The organism is Paramixta manurensis, assembly GCF_013285385.1.
GTDB classification, from domain to species: Bacteria; Pseudomonadota; Gammaproteobacteria; order Enterobacterales; family Enterobacteriaceae; genus Paramixta; species Paramixta manurensis.
Genome location: NZ_CP054212.1, coordinates 3,360,399 through 3,377,089, shown reverse-complemented (window position 1 = coordinate 3,377,089; position 16,691 = coordinate 3,360,399). Strand labels below are relative to the sequence as shown.

The window sequence follows — 16,691 nt, the reverse complement described above, 5'->3', positions numbered from 1 at the left end:
TCATGCAATTTTTCAATCTTTTCTTTTTCAATATCTATCCTTACATTGCGGGTTCCGTGTTCCTGATTGGTAGCTGGCTACGCTATGACTACGGCCAATACAGTTGGCGTGCCGGCTCTAGCCAAATGCTGGATAAAAAGGGGATGCGCTTAGCTTCTAACCTGTTTCATATCGGTATCTTAGGTATTTTCTTCGGGCACGCCGCCGGGATGCTGACACCGCACTGGATGTATGAATCGTTCTTGCCGATTGATGTTAAGCAGAAGCTGGCGATGATCGCCGGTGGCGCCTGTGGCGTGATGACATTGGTTGGCGGTGGGTTATTGCTCAAACGTCGTTTGACTAACCCACGTGTGCGGGCAACCAGCAGCTTTGCCGATATTATGATCCTGACACTTTTAGTGGTGCAGGTGTGCTTAGGGCTGTTAACCATTCCGTTCTCTGCTCAGCATATGGACGGTAGTGAAATGATGAAATTGGTTGGCTGGGCGCAAGCGGTCGTCACCTTCCACTCCGGCGCGGCGCAGCATCTTGAAGGCGTGGCGCTGATCTTCAAAGTGCATATGGTGTTGGGTATGACGCTGTTCTTGTTGTTCCCGTTCTGTCGCTTGGTACATATCTGGAGCGCGCCGGTCGAATATTTAACGCGTCGTTACCAGTTAGTCCGTAACCGTCGCTAAGCGCACGGTGATAAAGGTCAAAACCCGCGGTCGCCAGGCGTCGCGGGTTTTTTATTTGAGACGGTGGGGTGGTGCTATCCCCGATTAAATGGTGATAGTGAGTTGGCTATCGGCGGTGAGCGCGGAAATATCTATCCCACGGAGTAAAATACGCCGCTCCGGCAGGCAGCGATGGCGCTTGCGATACAGGATTTTCTGCCGGTCCATCACCCGAATTTCGCCATGATGATAGCGGTTCACGCGCACATTAAGCGTGAGGGAAGCCTGCGAGCCGGTATCGCAACGTACCACATTGGGCGCGGCAATCTTAAAAACTTCATGCAAAATGACCGGAACCTGGAAAGAGGTCGACGCCTCGGCACGCAAGGATTCCGCCACAAAGCGGCCAATGCGTAAACCTTCCTGGTAGCATTGATCGCCCATATCGGCAGGATGGGTCATATTACCGACGGCGTAGTAGGCCGGATCGGAACAGCAACCATATTGATCGAAGATTGGTCGACCGCTGTCTGCTTCGTGCAGAAGGTGGCTGGTGCGAATTAGCGTATATTCACCGGTAAAACGCCCGGTAAAAATCAGGCTATCGCAAGCCATCACGCGCTCCTGTCCGGCGGCATCCCTGAAGGCAATACTTTCAACCCGTTCAGTGCCGTTAATTCGGGTGATATGCGCGCCTAAGTGTACTTCGACGCCCATCAGACGAGCGTATAACGTACTGAGTTTAAAGGCGGTAGGCCGCAGGTTCTCATCAATAAGCGCCACCGCGCGTATACCCGCGTTACGTAGTGTCCAGATTGCCGAAAAGCTCACCAGTTCCGAACCGACGATGACCGGGCAATTACCCGGCTTTAGTTTGCGTAAATAGATAAACTGTTGCAAAGCGCCGGCGGTGAGCACGCCTTGTGGACGTAAGCCGCTCACCAGCCTGGCGTGGCGTGGCGTTTCACGTACGCCGGTGGCAATAATGATGCGCTCGGCGTAGAGCGTCTCAAGCCCGCGATCGGAGGAGATCTCCAGCACGCCTCCGGGGTTGAGGCTAACCACCGTGGTGTTGGTACGGATTTCATAGTGATGTTCAATACGTTGCCGAATTCGCGCCGCCCAGCGATCGCCATTCATTGGACGATAAAATGTCTGGATACCAAAGGTGGGATGCCGACAATGGCGGGGAACGCCGCCCGCTTCGGCTTCTCGTTCTAACAGCAGAACATTTTTAACCCCGGCGTCGAATAATGCGCGGGCGGCCGCCAGCCCGGCCGGACCGGCACCGATAATAATCACTGGGTAACGCGCGTTCATTTCACCTTCCCAACCACCAGAGTGTTATCAAGACGGTCGCCAATAATGTCGGCAACGTGATTACTGCAGAAAAAACCATTACAGCGTCCCATCATGACGCGTGTACGGCGGCGCAAACCGCCAATACATTCGGGCGGCACCGCCGAATCAAATGCTGCTTCCAGCTCGCGGCGGGTCACTAATTCACAGTGGCAGACAATGCCGCCGTTGCCGGGGCAAGTGTAATCCCGCGGCTGATAATCAGAGAGCATCGGCATTTGTGGCCAACGCAATTCTGCCGGTGGATGAAGGGGGAAGCGTTGGGTAAAACGGTTGCGGTACAACGTCTCGACATGCGCGGCAATGCCCAGCGCTGCGGTTAGCCCGGTGGAACGGATTCCGCCGACACTGATCCAGTTATTTTCAGGGTAGTCGTAGATACGGTACTCTTTTTTTTCGGTTGCCGGACGAAGACCGGCATAAGTGGCGGTAACCGGGTAGTTAGTTAAGGTTGGCAGCATCCGGCGGCCCTTTTCGATCAACTCTCTCATCACGGTTTCGTCGACGTCTGCCCGGTTTCTATCCTGCTGCTCCTCCGCGGTTGGGCCAAGGATCACATTGCCAAAAATGGTTCTGCACAGCAGCACGCCTTTGGTGGTGGGAGTCGGAACCGGTAGGATGATCGCGTTAATCTGCGTCGCGCAGGCTTTGTCATACACCAGAAACTGCCCTTTACGGGGGCGAATTTCATACTCCGGCGTGCGCCACATTCCATCAATCAAATCGCCGTGGTTACCGGCACAGTTGATCACCAGCCGGGTACGCACTCTCCCCTTACTGGTAGTGAGAAGCCAGCCATTCTCTTCCGCCTGGACCTCCCGCACCTCACAATTAAATTGCCACGCGCCACCGTGCATGACGGCTTGGGTGACATAGGCCAGCGGCGCGCTCCAGGGATCGATAACGTACTCGCCCGGTATCACGACACCGCCCAGCGCGCCTGCCGCAAGATTCGGTTCACGTTGGTAGAGTTCCTGTGTGGAAATCAGGGCGACATCGCTAACGCCGTTATCATGCGCTTGCTGCACGATACCGGGCAGCGCTTCCAACTGTGCCTGGTCCCAGGCAACCACCATGGCGCCGGTTTTTAGCAACGGCAAATTCATCTGCTGATGGACAGCCAGATATTCACGGTAGCCGGCCTGCATACATTGCAGTTCCAGGCTGCCGGTCGGTGCGTCAAAACCGGTATGTAAAATCGCGCTATTGGCCTTACTGGCGCCGGAAAGAATATCGCCACCTTTTTCCAGTAACAGCGTGCGCGCGCCCATCAAAGTAAAACGGCGGAATAGCGCGCAACCGACTACTCCACCGCCGATAACGACCACATCTACATTTTCATTTAATGGTGCCATTTAAAATATCCCGGACGCAGGTTCTTTCATCATCTAAGCATAAAGACCACAGGCTAACAATGCCAAAACAACAAATTTATCACATAAAATCCACATAAATAGCGCACTGAACCTGTGTAGATAAGGAAATAGTATGGGGCTGCGCTGAGTGCCGGTGGGGGATTGTTGTCGCGGTTTCTGTCGCTGCGCGGTCTCAGCGCCGAGTGCCCGGCTGGTTGCAAAAAAATTATGACGCTCCTCACATATAAGAAAATGATGTGGCTTTTATGTTATTTCAATGTGTATATTGGTTTTGTTGTTTGTTAATCGGTCATTAAAACAACACAAAGATACATCAAAACCCTAATAGCTTCACAGCACAACACAAGCGCGTAATTGACGACAGCAATACGGCGGGAGACATCAAATGTCTGATGTAAATAAAGATCTACATACACCAGGCGAGGGAAAGCTTATTGAAGGTGAGGGTTACCATTCGCAGTTTGAGAGAACGCTCGGCAAGTTCGAGTCGTTTGCCGTTGCGTTTTCTTTCATTTCTATCACCACGGGGTTGTTTTCTACTTATGGCAGTATGTTGGCTTCTAGTGGGCCGGTCGGCATTTGGACTTGGCCGATAGTCACGCTTGGTACACTGCTGGTGGCATTAGTGTTCGGGCTTCTGGCCAGTAAAATTCCGCTTTCAGGGTTCAGTTACCAGTGGGCCAGCCGTCTGGTCAATCCGGTATTGGGATGGTGGTTCGGTTGGGCAAGCTTCGCTTTTCTGGGCATTGTCACCGTGGCGGTCGATTACGGGCTTGCGCAGGTGGCGCTGTTTCCGTTGTTGGGATTGAATTACACCGCGGCAGGCGGGGCGGTGACCACCATCGCGCTGCTCATTATCCAGATGGTACTGGTTATCTGGTCTACACCGATTCTGACCAAAATCAACAACCTGGCGGTGGGCGCTGAGGTGATTGCGATATTTGGCCTGATTGTCGCAATCGGCGTGGCGGTGCTGTTCTTGGGTAAAGGCAATGCCTCAAACCTGGTCTCCACCGGGCTGATACATAGCCCGCATTATTTCGGCTGGCTGGGGCCGTTTATGTTGTCTGGCTTATTGGGGGCATTTACCTTGGTTGGCTGGGAATCGGCGGCAAACCTCGCGGAAGAGACGCACAATCCTAAGCAGGTGGTTCCGCGCGCCATGGTGAAAGCGGTACTGGCAAGCGGCATTCTTGGTACCTTGTTTCTTATTGTCATCAGTCTGGGGCTGGGCGACCATGTGAATGAGTTGTCGAAGAGTTCCGCGCCGGTTGCCGATGTTATCCGCCTGATTTTGGGCGATACGTTCAGTAAAGTGGTGCTGGTGGTGGTGTGTATCGCCATCTTTGCCTGTGGGTTAGTGATTCTGACCAGTAACAGTCGGTTGATTCATGCCATGGCGCGTGATGGTCGTCTGCCTTTCTCACAAAAACTGAGCTATGTTCCACGCCCTACTGGCGGACCGTTGTGGGCGACACTGTTGGCGGGCGCGGTCTCGACATTAATCGTTCTGAGTTTTTACACCAACCCGGATGCCTTAACGCAGTTATTAGGCGCGGCAACGCTGTTTCCCGCCATTCTGTATAGCGGTACGGTGCTGCTGTATATTTTTACGCGCCATAAACATACTCATCATCCGGATGATTTCTCGCTCGGTGTCTGGGAGTGGCCGGTCATCATCGGCGCGTGCGTATGGCTGGTGGTAGAGATGTGTGTGTTTATCATCCCGGCGGATTTCCGTACCGCGCAGTGGTATGTCCTGATCTTGATGTTACTGGGCATCCTGGTTTTTATCCCGGTTTGGTTGTGGCGCAGAAAGCAGTTACAGAAAATGCCGCCGCTCGGCAGCTACCCTTCATAATCTGCGGGTTTGCAAAAAGTCGTCGAAAGGCGGCTTTTTTTATTCGATTCAGATAGTTTTCTCGCCCGGTGGGTTTTATCATCACTGGCTCCATTTCATTACCGTGGGGTCGCTATGTCGGTCAAAATTAATCTTATCAAGCACAAAATCCTGTCCGAAAACTGGTTTGTCCTGCACAACTACACCTACGATCTCACCAGGCACAACGGCGAAACGCTGCGCCATAAGCGTGAGGTTTATGATCGCGGCAACGGCGCGACTATCTTGCTGTATAACCGCGAAAAAAATAGTGTGGTGTTAACGCGCCAGTTTCGCGTCGCTACATGGGTCAACGGTAATGAAAGTGGGATGTTGATAGAAACCTGCGCCGGTCTACTGGATGACGACTCGCCGGAAGAGTGTATTCGGAAAGAGGCGGTTGAAGAGACCGGTTATGTGGTCGGGAAGGTAGAAAAATTGTTTGAGGCCTATATGTCGCCCGGCGGCGTGACCGAACTGATTCATTTCTTCGCGGCGGAGTATGATGAATCTCAGCGCGACAATGCAGGCGGCGGCGTTGAGGATGAAGATATTGATGTGCTGGAAATCCCTTTCCCGCAGGCGTTGGCAATGGTGAAAGATGGGCAGATCCGTGATGGCAAAACCATTATGCTGCTACAACATGCGCAACTTGCCGGTTGGTTACGCAATGCCTAGCCGCTCCTGCCAGCGTTAAACCAGTTCCGTTAGCGGCTCAATGGCTAAATGTGGATGCGCCTGCTGCCGCGCCAGCGCATCGGCGTACAGCGGCATGGAGTGAGCGGCGCCGGGGCGTTCTACACAAACCGACGCATAGGCGGACGCGAACAACGCTGCCTTGCGCAACGGCTCTCCGGCAGCGAGCCGTGCGGCCAGTGCGCCGTTAAACGCATCGCCCGCCCCGGTACTATCCTGTGGCTGAGCGGGGTAAAGCGGGATCCGCGCCATACCGCTGCCATCTGAGAGCAATGCGCCTTGGGTGCCAAGGGTAATGATCAGTTGCCGAACGCCTTTCTGGTGCAGCACTTCAGCGGCGTGCTGTGCGCTGGCTAAATCAGTCACGCTGACGCCGGTTAACAGCGATGCTTCAGTACTGTTTGGCGTTAACAAATCGACTTTGCGCAGTAGCGCATCACTGACTTTTTGCCACGGCGCCGGGTTCATGATCACGAAGGTTCCCCCGTCACGCGCAATATCCACCATGCGCTGAATGGCGCTCAGATTATTTTCTAGCTGCATCAGCAAGATGTCGGCGGCGGCCACGGTTGGTTGACAGCGGGTCACCTCCGCTGCGGTAACGGTCAGGTTAGCGCCGGGATACACCGAAATCATATTCTCCGCATCGTCACCGGCCACATAAATTAACGCATTACCGGTAGGTTTTTCCTTACAGGTAAATAGCGTGATGGCATCAAAACCGGTGTTTTCCAGATGGCGCCGGGCAAAGATGCCGAAATCGTCTTTACCGATCTTGCCGATATAGTGAACGCGCGCGCCTGCACGCAGCGCGGCGGTCGCCTGGTTGGCCCCTTTACCGCCGGGGCCCATCATACTGTGATGGGCGATTAATGATTCGCCGGGCATGGGGAAACGCGACATGCCCGCAACAATATCCAGATTAAACGAGCCAAATACACAGACTTTTCCTTTCATCATTGACTCCTGAATTGCCGCTCGGCGGCAAGGCATGCGCCGCGACAGCCAGTATGATCGGTAGCATTACTGAACACCAGTTTCAGCCCGGCGCGGGTGGCGGGCGGGCGCAGATGTTGCACGATTTGAGCACGCAGCGTCGCCAGCGGGAAATCATTCATCGCCAACACACCGCCGCCTAAAATCAGGTATTCCGGATCGAGAATATTCATTTCGCTGGCGATAATTTTCCCCAGGCGCTGTACGAATTGCTGCAAATCGGGATGTTCGCCATGCTGGGTAAACAGCATACTTAGCGGTGTTTCCGCACAGTGCGTCTCTGCCCAACGCGCCAGCCAATTGCCCGAAGTTAAGGTTTCCGCGCAGCCGATATTACCGCATGGGCAGGGTAGCGAATTGCCTTCCCACGGCGTATGACCAATTTCACCGGCCCCGCCGTGCGCACCGTGATAAAATTGCCCGTTGAGCCATAAACTGTTGCCCATACCGGTGCCCAGATAGAGCCCCACGGCATGGTCGGGGAGGCGGCCTAATTGCAATAGATCCCATAACATCAGGTGGTTAACGTCTTTATCCATTGCCACCGGAATACGTAATTTTTCGGCTAACAACGTCGCCACGGGTTGGTTATCCAGTGCCTGAATAAAGGGTAACGAAATGACGGTTTGACGGTTACGGCTAAGAATACCCGGTAACCCCAGCATCACGCCTCGTACCGGTTGTTTCTCCAGCACCTCCTCAATCAGCACCGCCAGTGTTGCCAATGCATCCGGCGCTTGCGCCCAACTGGCGGTGGGCACTTTACGAAAACCAGACCACTGGTGAGCCTCGTCCATCAACAGGAGGCGGGTACTGGTTCCGCCAATATCAACACCGAGCCAAGTCTCCGTCATGCCGACTCCCGCAGCGCGCTCTGTGCCTGGGCGATATTCACCATCATGTCATCCCAGGCGGTTTCCAGGTTTGCATGCAGGTTAAACAAACCGGAGGTACCGACAATTAATACTTCGGCGCCCGCGTCGAGCAGTGTGGTATAGGTTTTCTGGTTACAGGAGCCGTCAATTTCAATCAACCAAGTGTACCCATGCTGTTCTTTGAGCGCTTTGAGTTCCGCAATTTTGTTGATCATCTCCGGAATAAAAGGTTGACCAGCGTAGCCAGGATCTACCGTCATTACGGTAATCTTATCCAGCAGATGGATATAGTGATGGATAAAGGAGACCGGCGTGGCCGGATTAAGCACCACGCCCGGTTTTTTGCCTAACGCCCGGATTTGATTAATTACCCGAAAGGCATCTCGGTTAATGGTTTCGGCATGCGGGCAAATATAATCGGCGCCCGCTTTCGCCACTGCTTCGATAAAATCAGTGGGTTCCTCCACCATTAAATGCACATCGATCGCCAGCGGTGTATACGGGCGGATCTGCTCAATAAAAAATGGCGATAGCGTAATGTTCTTCACGTAATGGCCATCCATGATATCGACATGCAGGAAATCGGCGCGTGAGTTAAGAATGGCTAACTGCTGCTTGATCTCCATCAGATTCATACACATCAGCGAAGGGGAGATTTTAGTGCGCATCACACTTCCTTTTTTTCGGTTAAATGGGTCAGACGGGCGCGTAGCTGGCTAAGCCGCACCGCGCGATAGTCGTTAAAACGGCCTTTAAAGAATTTCACCGCCAGCACCACGATCAATACCGCGCCCCACATCGCGAGGCTAAAATGCTGGCTAATATTCATTAGGTTGAAACCGGTAGATAAAATTTGCAGTGCAATCAGCGACAGCACCACACCGGTCACGCGGCCAAAGCCGCCGTTCGGATCGGTACCGCCGAGGATGATTGCCAGTACCGTCAGCAGTAGATAGGAGTCGCCGTAACCCATACGCGCTGAGTTAAAGCGCGCCATCATCACCAACCCGGCCAGTACGCACATCCAACTGGAGATGACATACACCAGGATCAGCATGCGATGGGTGTTTACGCCGCTAAACCAGGTGGCATTAATATTGCTGCCGCCCATATAGATGCATTTACCGGCGCGTGTTTTACCGAGAAAAAGGGCTAGGCCACCGGCGGCGGCAAAGAACAGCCACAGTGGCAGAGGCACGCCCAAAAGAGAGCCGGAACCCAGCGTGCGCAACACATCCGGCATGCCGCTCACTGCCGCGCCGTGTGTTAGCCAGATGCCGATGCCGTTGACCGTCATCATCGTTGCCAGGGTGACTAAAATCGGGTGTGCGCCAATGCGCGTTACCATCAGGCCAGTGATCACGCCGATTAGGGTGGCGATAACCGTAGCGCCGAAAAGCCCAATCGCCAGCCACAATAATTGCAAGCCGGTACCTGCTCCGTCCGGCAAGAAGTGCAGCAGCACCCAGGCAATAAACAGACTGGTCAGGTTGGCGGTGGCGATAATCGCCAGGTTGAGGCCGCCGCTAAGAATCGCAACGAACATGCCGAGGGTTAATAGCCCAAGCTCTGGCAATTGAAAAGCCATACTCATAAAGGTGGAGTCGGTAAAGAACCGGCCCGGTAGCAACCAGGCAAACAACGCCAGCGCCAACGCGATCAATAGCAATAGCCCGCTATTGGTACCGTCAGGTTTGAGGAAATGTAGTGGTTTCATCAGGTTCTCCCGCCGGTCAGACAAAGCTGACATCGGTCTCTTTACGTTTTTTGTAATGGGTAACGGCAATCGCGATCATGATTACGCCGCCGACCACAATGTTCATGAAGTAGTTAGAGACGCCGACCAGATTGAGGCCATTTTTCAGTACGGCGATCAAGAACACGCCCATCAGGGTACCGGTCACGGTGCCTTTGCCGCCCATTAGGCTAGCGCCGCCAAGAACGGTCGCCGCCAGCACATCCAGTTCGCCGCCGACTAATGCGTTCGGTACTACTTCGCCCATCCGGTAAACCTGTACCAGGCCGCCAATTGCCGCCATCGCGCCCAGATAGCCGTAGGCAAAAATATGAATTAGCCCTACGCGGATACCGACGCGCCGCGCCGACTCCTGATCGCCGCCAACCGCGTAAAGCTGGCGGCCCAAGTGAGTCTTATTCAATAAAACCCAGGTAATGGCGGCGATAATCAGCATGATGGTCAGCGGCAACCCAATCTGAAAACTCTGTCCGTGAAAGGTGAAAGGCATCACGTTGCGTAACGTGATCCACCAATCAGGCAGGGTATACAGACTCCGGCCTTCGGTGAGCCACATCAGCATGCCGAACAGCAGCGATTGCATACTGATGGTGATGATGATCGAGACGATGCGCAGCCAGTAAATCAGGATGGCATTCACGATGCCGAACAGCGTGCCGCACACTATCGCCAGCACAATGCTGAGCGAGGCGCTGTCAAACTGATAATGAGTAAACAGTGAAGCGATAATGTATTGCACCACCGAGGCCACGGCAGCGAAGGAAATGTCGATTCCGCCTGTGACCAGCACCACAAACAGGCCGAGTGCAAAAATACCGGTGACCGCATAGCTTTCCGCCAGGTCGAGTAAGTTTTGCACGCTAAAAAACTCGTCACTGGTGAGGGAAAAAAACAGCATAAACGCGACCAGCACCCAAGCTAGCCAGCCCTGGCTGCTTTGCGGTTTAAAAAAGGACAGATTAGGCATTGATCACCTCCTGCAACTGTTGCTGTTCAACATTGCCCGGCTGATATTCGGCGTGAATGCGCCCATCGCGGAAATGCAGAATGCGATCGCAGTTGTACCAAACTTCGGGGACCTCATCGGAGATGAGAATGATCGCCAGCCCTTCGCGCGCCAACTCGTGGATCATTTGATAGATACTGGCCTTCGCGCCGACATCCACCCCGACGGTCGGCGAATCGAGAATCAGGATTTTGGGTTGTGTCAGTACCCATTTCGCTAACACGATTTTTTGTTGGTTGCCGCCGGAGAGGGTAGAGATCGCCAGATCAGGGTCGGCAACGCGCACGCCGAGTTGATTAATCCATTGCAGGATTAATTTGTTCTTGCGGTACTCATCAATCAGATGAAAACGGTTTTGCAGCTTTTTCAAGATCGGCAAAACCATATTGTCGGCAACCGATTGCTGCTGTATTAGCCCGAGAGTGAGACGGTCTTCCGAGACATAACCGATGCCGGATTTGATGGCATCTTCATGATTACGAAAACGCACCGGCTTGCTATCGAGCCAAATTTTGCCGCTGTCCGGGCGTGTCATGCCAAACAGCGACAACGCCAGTTCAGTACGCCCGGAACCCAACAGGCCGCAGAGTCCCAGCACTTCGCCTTCGCACAGGCGAAAGCTGACATCCTGATACTGCCCGGCGCGTGACAGGTGTTCGACCTCCAACAAAATTCTGTCTTGCTTCAGCGTGGGGGTTTTTAACTGGTAGTCGAGCTTCAGGCCGGTCATCAATTCGGTTAGGCGATGGCCGTCCATTTCACTGGCAGGCCAACAACCCATTTTACGTCCATCGCGGATCACCGTTACCCGGTCGGAGATTTCCAGCACCTCATCCAGCCGATGGCTGACAAATACCACGCAGATATTTTTCTCTTTCAAATAGCGCACGGTACGCAGCAGTTGATTAACTTCCGTGCGGGTTAACGAAGCGGTCGGCTCATCCATAATGACCAGCCGTGCATCAGCGACCAGCGCGCGACAAATCGCCACTTGCTGACGTTGGGCGATCGAGAGCGCGGCGACTTTTTCGTCCAGTTTGAGGGAGAATTGCAGCTCATTGATGATGCGCTGTGCGGTTTCACGCAGGAGTTTGGCGCTGTACCAGCCGAACAGACCGTTAAGGTTGTGCTCGAAAGCGATATTTTCCGCAACGCTCAGATTGGGAAACAGCGACAGGTCTTGATAAATAACCTGAATCCCGAAATCCCGCGCCTGTTTTGGCGTCAAACGCGGGAAGGATTCGCCGCCTTGTAAGGTAATAGTGCTGCCGCTATCCGGGGCGTGAACCCCGGAGATAACTTTGATTAACGTGCTTTTGCCACAGCCGTTGGTTCCGGCGAGGCAGTGGACTTCTCCTGCCATTAACGACAGCGAAATATCGCTTAGTGCACGGTTACCGCCAAACGTCTTCGATAAATTTTCGAGGGCGATAAGCGTCTGTGGTTCAACCAGATTCATCGTTTACAGCCCCATTTTAACCAGTTTCGGCAGGTTGGCTTTATCCAGGCTTTCGGTGTTATTGCCGAGGATGTTGTGATCTTTTTCATCCACCTTCACCTTGCCTAACCCTTCAATGGTCATACCGTCTTTGATCGGCTGGTTCTTCTGCATCATGTCGGCAATGCGAACGAACACTTCGCCTGCGGTCATCGGGTTCCAGATATAGCCACCCTTAATTGCGCCACGGTTAACCAGCGACGCGCCTTGTCCCGGGCTGAATGAGCCGATAACGCATACTTGGTTGGTTTTATTGCGGTTTAATACTGCGCGCCCGGCGCCGATTGGCCCCTGGGAACCGAAGGCGAGAATGCCTTTCAGATCGGGATATTTCGACATCAGCTCGTTGGTGGTGCGGATAGAATCATCCAGTGATTCCCCGACGCCAAAGCGGTCGGTAACCATTTGCATTTTCGGGTAGTGCGCCTTTTGGTACTGCACGGCGGCGTCGGTCCATTGTTGATGCAGCGGCACCGTCAGGCTACCGACATAGACCGCGTATTTGCCTTCTTCGTGCATACATTGCGCCAACGCTTTCATATGATTGATGCCATGCGTTGGCGCGTCGACCAACTCAAAGTCCCAGTTAGCGTATTTCTGTCCGGGAGACTCATGGGTAATCACTTTAATCCCGGCGTCGCGCGCCTTTTTCAGCACCGGTTCTAGTACTTTCGGGTCATTCGGCACCACGCCAATGATGTCGACTTTTTGCGCAATCAGATCTTCAATCGCACGCACTTGTAACGCCGGGTCTGCCGCCGTTGGCCCAACTTGCCACGCATCAATACCGCGCTTGGCCGCTTCGCTTTTGATCCCGGCTTCCATGGCGTTAAACCATGGAATACCGCCAACCTTCACGACGATGCCCATCCGCAGTTTATCGGCGGCATTAGCATATGAAGCGGCAAACAGAGCGAGCAGGGTACAGGCGACGAGTGTTCTTTTCATAATTTCTCCGTAGGTGTCCGGATTAGGAATTGATTAACTGCATGGCTTGTGGACGTTGTGAACAATTGATCACGTTCACGCCGTTCCAGGCCAATTCTTGTTGTAGATCTCTATCTTTCAGGTGGTCGGTAATCAAAAAATCCACATCGCGGTAATGGCAAATACGCGCGAATGAGGGCCGCAGAAATTTACTGGCATCCATAAGTAAATATTTACGTTCTGCCGCTAATAACATTTGTTGTTTTAAATGTGCGTGATTCTCATTGCTTTCACGTAGGTAACCGTCTTTACCAAAACCGCTGCATGAGAAGAAAATCTTATTAATTAAAAATTCTCTTAACGGTTGTTCCGCGACGACACCGTTAAAATCTTCGTACCGTTCGGAATATTCGCCGCCGAGACAAATCGTGCGAATATTACTTTTTGCCGCCAGACTCTGAATTACCCGTAATGAATTGGTTAGCACGGTTAATTCAATATCCGGTAACTGTCGGGCCAGAAACCAGCAGGTGGTGCTGCTATCGAGCAGTAGACAATCGCCAACGCTAATAAAATCCAGCGCGCGTTTTGCTATCTGCATTTTTTGTTGAACGTTTTCATTCATTCGTTGGCGGAAAGCTAATTCGTATTCATTCAGCGCATTTTTACTTCCGGCGCTATTTCCCTGACTACGCTGCGCAATAACCGCACCGCCATGACTACGATGTAATAACCCTTTTTTTTCCAGTTGCGCTAAATCACGTCGAATGGTTTCTTGCGAAACCTGACATAACTTAACCAACTCGGTTACCAGCACACGTCCATTTAAATTAAGCGTCTCAATAATTTGACGCTGACGTTCGATAGGTAACATGGTGACCTCCGCTGTAGGTAAAGTAATGGATAGCAACAACGCAAAATGTGTCCCAGGCAATAGTACGTAGGGGGTAAACCGGGGACGCTGAAATAAGTGATATGAATCGAATAGAAAATGTAATGGCTGGTTTGTATTTCACTAATTAGTGATTTAAATCACAAAATAGTGGGTTTATCGCCGAGCCATTTACTATTAATGCCATAACGGTCGCTTTTAAGCAGTGGAAATAAATTGACTGTTTATGACCGGATGTGTGGATTTGACCGTTTTGCTTGCCGCTGAGCGATAGTCCGACGAATCCGATTGAGCGATTAGCACCGCATCGGGATGATGAATATGCCCGGTGTCGCGTTTTTACGCCGACATAGGTTGCGTTCCGCCATGGCTTTTTGGAGGCGGTCACAGAGAAAGAGATGTTGAAGGGTTACCGTTGCGCTATCATCATAACTTCATTTATTCGGGGACCTGATCTTTTAATGTCTTATTGGATGAAATCGCTGTTCCTTTTGCCTTTTCTTCTTGTTGCCAGCGTACATGCGGCACCGTTGCAAAAGACGTTCTCCGACTGGCAGATTACCTGCAATAACCTTAATTTTTGTGTGGCGCGGAATATCCCCGGTGATAACGGATTGGTGATGAGCCTTTCTCGCCATGCGGGCGGCAATGACCGCCCATTGTTGCGTATTGATTATGGCAACCGCTATACCGGGGAGCTGGCGGGCGGCCCGCTGAAAGATAATTTGTTGCTTGATCAGCAACGCCTAAAGCCTGACCTGAAACACTGGAGCGTAGAGCCGCATCATCTGGCGACCGCGCATATGATTTCCATTGATGAGTTTTTGGCGCAAGTGCTGGATGCCGATAATATCCAGCTTACCTACCGTCCGCAGGCCACCATCTCTTTACATGGTTTGAAAGCGGCGCTGCTGTTAATGGATGAATTGCAGGGGCGAGTAAATGGCATGAGCGCGTGGATCAAACGTGGCGATCGGGCCGCAGTTGATGTGCCGCCCGAACCGGAAGCGCCGCAAATGCGCACGCCGGGTCAGCCGCCTACGCCGTTGACGCGCGATGAAACCACCGGGCTGATTGATTTCGGGACCTGGCGCGTGAATGCCGATGAGTGCTCGCTTGATCCGATGCGGCGCGAGGTCAGCGTTGCGCCGCTTAGCGATGAGAAAGCGCTGTTGCTGGTGAGTTGTGAGATGGGCGCCTATAACGTGATTGACTTGGCGTTTGAAGTCACGCGCTCGCTACCTTACGTCGCGCGTGGGCTGACACTCACGTTGCCCTTTGTACCGCCGAATCATGGCGACAAGCAGATGGAACTGGTCAATGCCGAGTATGATGCTTCGCGCAGTGAGTTGTTGACCTTTTCCAAGGGGCGCGGGTTGGGAGATTGCGGTAACGCGACGCGCTGGCAGTTTGACGGGCGGGAGTTTGTATTGGCGGAGTACGCCGAAGAGAGCACCTGCGATGCGTGGCACGGCAGCGATGACTGGCCAACCTTGTGGGTCAGCCAGCGTGCCAGCGAGGAAACGGTGGATGCGGGCGCCGCAGCTAAGTAGCCTGCGCCAGCGTTTATTTAATCGCTTGTACCAACACCGGCGAATCTTGCTGGTTGCCAACCAGTTCCGCCAACATATCGTTAACGCCATCGCTCATGACTTTAAAACGCGTTAACGAGGAGCGGGTGAGCACCACGAACACGCCGACATTTTGCTGTGGCACCATGGCGATATAGGTAATAAATCCGCCGCCGCCGCCGGTTTTTTCAATAATGCCCGGATGGCCATCTCTCGGCCCCATATAGACCCATCCCATGCCTAACGCATCGGCTTTACCGGGAACGTCCATTCCTTCCACTTTGGTTAACTGCGCGCGTTTATAAATCAGCGTCTGTAGCCGATCGATTTGTGCGCTACGGCGATAGACATCGGAAGAGAGGAATTGCTGCATCCAGCGCCCCATATCATCAGGCGTAGAGTAAACGCCGCCGCTACCGATAGCCGCCAACGTATTCATGCAGGGGCTGGCGCTTTTTTCCGGCACCATCAGGCGGCTACACTGCTCCGGCGAAGGGGTGAAGGTGGTGTCTTTCATTCCTAACGGACGGGTAATTAACTGTTTGAACAGTGTTGGGTAAGGTGTTCCCGCCGCCCGTGCGAGCGCATCGCCCAACAAATCATAGGCGAGATTAGAATAGGAGGCGCGTGCGCCAGGCGGCGCTTTGAGTTGCGCTGTTTGTAACCAGCTCCAGCGCTCTGATTGGGTAGGCCAAACAAATACGGGGCGTATCGGTTTACCGCCGGGTTGTTCGCGTGGCAAGCCGCTGGTGTGAGTGGCCAGGTTAACTAAACGGATGGTTTGACCATCATACGTTGGCACTCTGCGGCCAGGCGGTGCGAATTTACTGAGCGGATCATCCAGATTTAAGCGGCCTTGTTCCGCCAGCTTAACCATCACTTCGCTGGTCATCAGCTTACTAAGTGAGGCGATACGGATCAGGGAGTCTTTTTGCGGCCGGATATTGTTACCGGGGCGGGTTTCGCCAAAGCTGGTAAACACGCGCTGATTACCATCAATAGCGACTAATGCCATGCCGGTCGCGGCGCTACCATAAAAAATATGTTCGGCGTAACGATCAACAATTTGCGAAGCCAACAGCGGATCGGGCGAGGTCTGCGCCTGGCCGGTAAAAGGCAGCGTGCCGAGCCACAGCGCGGCGATCAAGTGAAAACGCGTTTTCAACGAGTTGACATCCATCTGAGTAAACGGGAAGAGGTT

15 protein-coding genes are annotated in these 16,691 nt (G+C 53.2%); 4 read left to right on the top strand and 11 right to left on the bottom strand.

From position 1 onward, the window contains the following. Positions 1–2 precede the first annotated feature (2 nt). Complete coding sequence (gene narI / locus PMPD1_RS16370; RefSeq protein WP_173635046.1) at positions 3–680, top strand: respiratory nitrate reductase subunit gamma; 678 nt, start codon at positions 3–5, stop codon at positions 678–680. A gap of 84 nt (positions 681–764) precedes the next feature. Here the strand turns inward: narI and PMPD1_RS16365 are convergent, their stop codons facing one another. Together PMPD1_RS16365 and PMPD1_RS16360 are read right to left on the bottom strand one after the other, a co-directional pair. Continuing rightward, positions 765–1,979: an FAD-dependent oxidoreductase gene (locus PMPD1_RS16365; protein WP_173635045.1), complete on the bottom strand. Its 1,215-nt coding sequence runs from the start codon at positions 1,977–1,979 to the stop codon at positions 765–767. Then, the gene (locus PMPD1_RS16360) at positions 1,976–3,373 is read right to left on the bottom strand and encodes an NAD(P)/FAD-dependent oxidoreductase (protein ID WP_173635044.1); all 1,398 of its coding nucleotides are present in this window, start codon (positions 3,371–3,373) and stop codon (positions 1,976–1,978) included. Before PMPD1_RS16360 ends, PMPD1_RS16365 begins: the two co-directional genes overlap by 4 nt. Positions 3,374–3,779: 406 nt before the next feature. Here PMPD1_RS16360 and PMPD1_RS16355 point away from each other — a divergent pair, with 406 nt between their 5' ends. Further along, complete coding sequence (locus PMPD1_RS16355) at positions 3,780–5,255, top strand: amino acid permease (protein WP_173635043.1); 1,476 nt, start codon at positions 3,780–3,782, stop codon at positions 5,253–5,255. Between the two features lie 114 nt (positions 5,256–5,369). Next, positions 5,370–5,951: a GDP-mannose pyrophosphatase NudK gene (nudK, locus tag PMPD1_RS16350; protein WP_173635042.1), complete on the top strand. Its 582-nt coding sequence runs from the start codon at positions 5,370–5,372 to the stop codon at positions 5,949–5,951. A gap of 15 nt (positions 5,952–5,966) precedes the next feature. Here nudK and PMPD1_RS16345 read toward each other — a convergent pair whose 3' ends face one another. Genes PMPD1_RS16345 through PMPD1_RS16310 form a run of 8 tightly spaced genes read right to left on the bottom strand, consistent with a single transcriptional unit; the run spans position 5,967 to position 13,901 of the window. Then, complete coding sequence (locus PMPD1_RS16345; RefSeq protein ID WP_173636258.1) at positions 5,967–6,926, bottom strand: ribokinase; 960 nt, start codon at positions 6,924–6,926, stop codon at positions 5,967–5,969. Beyond that, the gene (alsK, locus tag PMPD1_RS16340) at positions 6,926–7,819 is read right to left on the bottom strand and encodes an allose kinase (protein ID WP_173635041.1); all 894 of its coding nucleotides are present in this window, start codon (positions 7,817–7,819) and stop codon (positions 6,926–6,928) included. Before alsK ends, PMPD1_RS16345 begins: the two co-directional genes overlap by 1 nt. After that, entirely contained in the window at positions 7,816–8,508 is a 693-nt protein-coding gene (alsE, locus tag PMPD1_RS16335; RefSeq protein WP_173635040.1) for a D-allulose 6-phosphate 3-epimerase, read from the bottom strand. Before alsE ends, alsK begins: the two co-directional genes overlap by 4 nt. Next, positions 8,508–9,557, bottom strand: a complete 1,050-nt coding sequence (locus PMPD1_RS16330) for an ABC transporter permease (protein ID WP_173635039.1) — start codon at positions 9,555–9,557, stop codon at positions 8,508–8,510. The genes alsE and PMPD1_RS16330 overlap by 1 nt, the downstream gene beginning before the upstream one ends. 16 nt (positions 9,558–9,573) lie before the next feature. Beyond that, a complete protein-coding gene (locus PMPD1_RS16325) occupies positions 9,574–10,563 on the bottom strand; it encodes an ABC transporter permease (RefSeq protein ID WP_173635038.1) in 990 nt (329 codons plus the stop codon). Next, positions 10,556–12,061 (bottom strand): sugar ABC transporter ATP-binding protein, encoded by a 1,506-nt coding sequence (locus PMPD1_RS16320; RefSeq protein WP_173635037.1) that lies wholly within the window; start codon positions 12,059–12,061, stop codon positions 10,556–10,558. Before PMPD1_RS16320 ends, PMPD1_RS16325 begins: the two co-directional genes overlap by 8 nt. A 3-nt stretch (positions 12,062–12,064) precedes the next feature. Then, positions 12,065–13,048 (bottom strand): substrate-binding domain-containing protein, encoded by a 984-nt coding sequence (locus tag PMPD1_RS16315; RefSeq protein WP_173635036.1) that lies wholly within the window; start codon positions 13,046–13,048, stop codon positions 12,065–12,067. A 22-nt stretch (positions 13,049–13,070) separates the two neighbouring features. Then, positions 13,071–13,901: a DeoR/GlpR family DNA-binding transcription regulator gene (locus PMPD1_RS16310; RefSeq protein WP_173635035.1), complete on the bottom strand. Its 831-nt coding sequence runs from the start codon at positions 13,899–13,901 to the stop codon at positions 13,071–13,073. A 479-nt stretch (positions 13,902–14,380) separates the two neighbouring features. Between PMPD1_RS16310 and PMPD1_RS16305 the strand changes: the two genes are divergently transcribed. Then, the gene (locus tag PMPD1_RS16305; protein ID WP_173635034.1) at positions 14,381–15,472 is read left to right on the top strand and encodes a DUF1176 domain-containing protein; all 1,092 of its coding nucleotides are present in this window, start codon (positions 14,381–14,383) and stop codon (positions 15,470–15,472) included. Positions 15,473–15,485: 13 nt separating this feature from the next. On the opposite strand, the gene ampH is transcribed toward PMPD1_RS16305, so the two are convergent. Next, a complete protein-coding gene (ampH, locus tag PMPD1_RS16300) occupies positions 15,486–16,670 on the bottom strand; it encodes a D-alanyl-D-alanine-carboxypeptidase/endopeptidase AmpH (RefSeq protein ID WP_173636257.1) in 1,185 nt (394 codons plus the stop codon). Positions 16,671–16,691 lie beyond the last annotated feature (21 nt).